This window comes from Mesorhizobium sp. M1A.F.Ca.IN.020.06.1.1, from assembly GCF_004023265.1.
In the GTDB taxonomy this organism is placed as follows: Bacteria; Pseudomonadota; Alphaproteobacteria; order Rhizobiales; family Rhizobiaceae; genus Mesorhizobium.
The window spans coordinates 1-2,874 of record NZ_RZSR01000786.1 but is presented as its reverse complement, the minus strand read 5'-3'; the positions used below and the strand labels follow the sequence as shown (position 1 = coordinate 2,874).

The 2,874-nt window shown below is 66.7% G+C and carries 4 protein-coding genes; 2 read left to right on the top strand and 2 right to left on the bottom strand.

What is annotated here, in order from left to right; all coding sequences use genetic code 11:
• Positions 1-192 precede the first annotated feature (192 nt).
• Together EOA60_RS26905 and EOA60_RS26900 are read left to right on the top strand one after the other, a co-directional pair.
• On the top strand, positions 193-1,488 hold the full coding sequence (locus EOA60_RS26905; protein ID WP_127335324.1) for an NAD(P)/FAD-dependent oxidoreductase: 1,296 nt from the start codon (positions 193-195) through the stop codon (positions 1,486-1,488).
• Positions 1,485-1,952: a MaoC family dehydratase gene (locus EOA60_RS26900; protein ID WP_082953788.1), complete on the top strand. Its 468-nt coding sequence runs from the start codon at positions 1,485-1,487 to the stop codon at positions 1,950-1,952. Before EOA60_RS26905 ends, EOA60_RS26900 begins: the two co-directional genes overlap by 4 nt.
• A 53-nt stretch (positions 1,953-2,005) precedes the next feature.
• Here the strand turns inward: EOA60_RS26900 and EOA60_RS26895 are convergent, their stop codons facing one another.
• Together EOA60_RS26895 and EOA60_RS26890 are read right to left on the bottom strand one after the other, a co-directional pair.
• Positions 2,006-2,317, bottom strand: coding sequence for a hypothetical protein (locus EOA60_RS26895; RefSeq protein ID WP_095824561.1), 312 nt, complete (start codon positions 2,315-2,317; stop codon positions 2,006-2,008).
• Positions 2,318-2,420: 103 nt separating this feature from the next.
• On the bottom strand, positions 2,421-2,612 hold the full coding sequence (locus EOA60_RS26890) for a hypothetical protein (protein ID WP_066999471.1): 192 nt from the start codon (positions 2,610-2,612) through the stop codon (positions 2,421-2,423).
• Positions 2,613-2,874 lie beyond the last annotated feature (262 nt).

Here is a 2,874-nt window from a genome sequence, read left to right as displayed (position 1 = left end):
CTGGCGCACCGCGACGGGATCACCAGCGTTCCCGGCCTCTACGCGCTCGGCTTCCGCTTCCTGCGCAAGCGCGATTCCAACTTCATCGGCGGCGCCGGCGTCGACGCGCAAGCGATCGCCGCCGAGGTCTCCAGCTATCTCGACCGCAAAGGTCGCCAAGCCGCCTGAGAGGCCGCCGTGAGGACACCGAAGATGCCAACGACCGCGATTTCCCTGCCGCCCACGCCCAAGCGCGCCCATTACGACGCCATCATCGTCGGTGCGCGCTGCGCCGGCGCCTCGACGGCGCTGCTGCTTGCCCGCGCCGGCCTGACGGTGCTGACGATCGAGCGCCGGCCCTACGGCTCAGACACGCTGTCGACGCACGCGCTGATGCGGCCCGCCGTGCTGCAGCTGTCGCGCTGGGGCCTGCTCAAACCGCTGCTCAGGGCCGGCACGCCGCTGATCGAGACAACGACGTTCCACTATGGCGACGAGGAGATCACCATTCCGCTCAATGCCGGGCCCGATCTTCCCGGGCTGATCGCGCCTAGGCGCACCGTGCTCGACCGCATGCTCGTCGATGCCGCGCGCAAGGCCGGCGCCGAGTTCCTGCACGACGTGGCGGTCGGCGACCTCTTTGCCGACACGCGCGGACGCGTGCGCGGCGTCGAGATCCGCGGCGCCGGCCGCGCGGCCTTACGTTTAAGCGCCGACATCGTGATCGGCGGCGACGGCATCGGCTCCACGGTGGCGAAATGCTGCGACGCGCAAGTGCTCAGAAGGGGCACGGTCTCGGCAGCCCATGTCTATGGCTACGCGCCGGTCGAACCCGGCGCCGGCTATCACTGGTATTTCCGCGACGGCATCGCCGGCTCCCTCATTCCGACCAATGGCGGGCTGACCTGCATCGTCGCTTCGGTGCCGACCAAGCTGTTCGACGAGCGCTTCCGCCTTGATCATTTCCGCGCCCGGATGGAGGTGCTGGAGGCGCTTTCACCGGCACTGGCCGAACAGGCGAGCCGGGCGCCCGACGATGCCCGCCTGCAGGCTTTCCGCGGCGTGCCGGGCTACATCCGCCACGCTCACGGACCAGGCTGGGCGCTGGTCGGCGATGCCGGCTTCTTCCGCGACCCGCTCACCTCGCACGGCATTGCCGACGCGCTGCGCGATGCCGAGGGCTTGGCGCGGGCGATCCTGGACGGATCGGAGGCAGCCTTCGCGACCTGGCAGCAGGAGCGCGATCTCTTCGCCCATCAGATCCTCGACACCACTGACGCCATTGCCGGCTTCGACTGGTCGCTGGCCGATATCGGCGAGCGGCATCGCCGCTTCAGCGCGGTGATGAAGGCCGAGGTTCGGGCGCTCGCCGCACACGCGATCCCGGTCCGCCGCGCCGTGCCCGCCATGAGCGGGCTGGCGACTTATCGAGAGCCGGCAAACAAGGGCGAACCGCAGGCAATGGCGGGCTCGAGCCTCTATCGCAACCGAACGGGAGTAAGACCATGACCGTACATTTGATGAAGGACGGGTGGATAGGCGTCATCAAGGGGCGGCCGCAGGTCGGCGCCGTCGCCGAGCGTTCGCGGCGCACGCAACCGCAGGATATCGACGCCTTCGCGGAGATGACCGGCGACCGCAATCCGCTGCATTACGACAAGGCGTTGGCCGAGGCCTCGGTGTTCGGCAAGCTCATCGTGCAGGGCGGCGTCACCTCCGGCATCCTGAACGCGGTGGTCGCGGAGGACCTTCCCGGGCCCGGCTCGGTGTTCCTCGAAGTCTCCTGGAAATTCGTCAAGGCGGTCGGTGTCGGCGAACTGATCACCGGCCGCGTCGAGGTCAAGGACGTGCGCGCCGACAAGCCGATCACGAAATTGGAGACCTCGGTGCGCAACGAGGCCGGCGAGCTTTGTCTCACCGGCACCGCGACGGTGTTCACCGTGCCGCTCGCCGGGGGCGAGGCGGACAAATGATCGCCGGCAACGGTTCGGCCCGGCTTTCGGTTCCCGAGCCGGGCCGATAGCCGTCAATAGTCGGTGTCGCTTTCGACGGTGACCGGACGATGGTGGTAGCGGTGATGACGCTCGACTGAGCTCGTGACGACGACGGCGTCCGAGCGGTGATGGCGATGCCAGGCGCGGCGGCCGTTGTCATAGAATGCGACGGTGCCGTGATCGCGGTGATGAAGGCGGTGGCCTTCCTCATTGATGACGATGGCGGGACGGTGATGGTAATGGTGCCTGTGATGCGTCGTGATGACCACATCGGCCTCGGCGGCGGATGCGACGGCGGGTGCCGCGACACAAAGCGCCAACGCTGCGAGAAGCACTGTTTTCATTGCAATATTCCTGGCTGGTGGAGCGTCCCTTCGCCGGATAAACCCCTGCCGGGCTGTTTGGTTCCGGCCTGGATCGGGCTGCCCGGCAGCAACGCAGCGAAGGTCATTTCGGGCGTTCGCGCCGCAGCGCAACATATCTGAGGTAAGTGCTCGCCGCGGCGTCGCAGGCGCGTCGCGACGGTCCGTTCGCGATCAACATGGCCTTGGCAAGCTTGTCGGAGAGCCCGTATTTGCTGGCGAAGGACGCTGTTTCATAGGGCTGGTCTTCCAGATCGTCCGCGAGTCCGTCGGTCATATATCGCCTCCCGATGCAATGGCGCGTCAGAAATGCGGAAGCATGACTTAGGTTGCGGCGGTCGATCCTCTTCTTTGCTTTCCGGACTTCAGTCCGACGGCGCTTCGGACGGTTGGCCGATGAGTGGAACGAACGCTCTTGGTCGCCGTTTGCCGGGAAGCAATTCGCCGATGGGAGGATAAATATGGAAGACCCGACCAACAGTGTCCTGGAGGCTCCAAGCCGGCTCGGCCGAGGCGGCTTGGAGCCTCCAGGACACTGT

What these genes read in the sequence shown, in the direction of transcription:
- EOA60_RS26905 (WP_127335324.1), top strand. Translation starts at nt 193, where the DNA reads ATGCCAACGACCGCGATTTCCCTGCCGCCCACGCCCAAGCGCGCCCAT.
- EOA60_RS26900 (WP_082953788.1), top strand. Translation starts at nt 1,485, where the DNA reads ATGACCGTACATTTGATGAAGGACGGGTGGATAGGCGTCATCAAGGGG.
- EOA60_RS26895 (WP_095824561.1), bottom strand. Translation starts at nt 2,317, where the DNA reads ATGAAAACAGTGCTTCTCGCAGCGTTGGCGCTTTGTGTCGCGGCACCC.
- EOA60_RS26890 (WP_066999471.1), bottom strand. Translation starts at nt 2,612, where the DNA reads ATGACCGACGGACTCGCGGACGATCTGGAAGACCAGCCCTATGAAACA.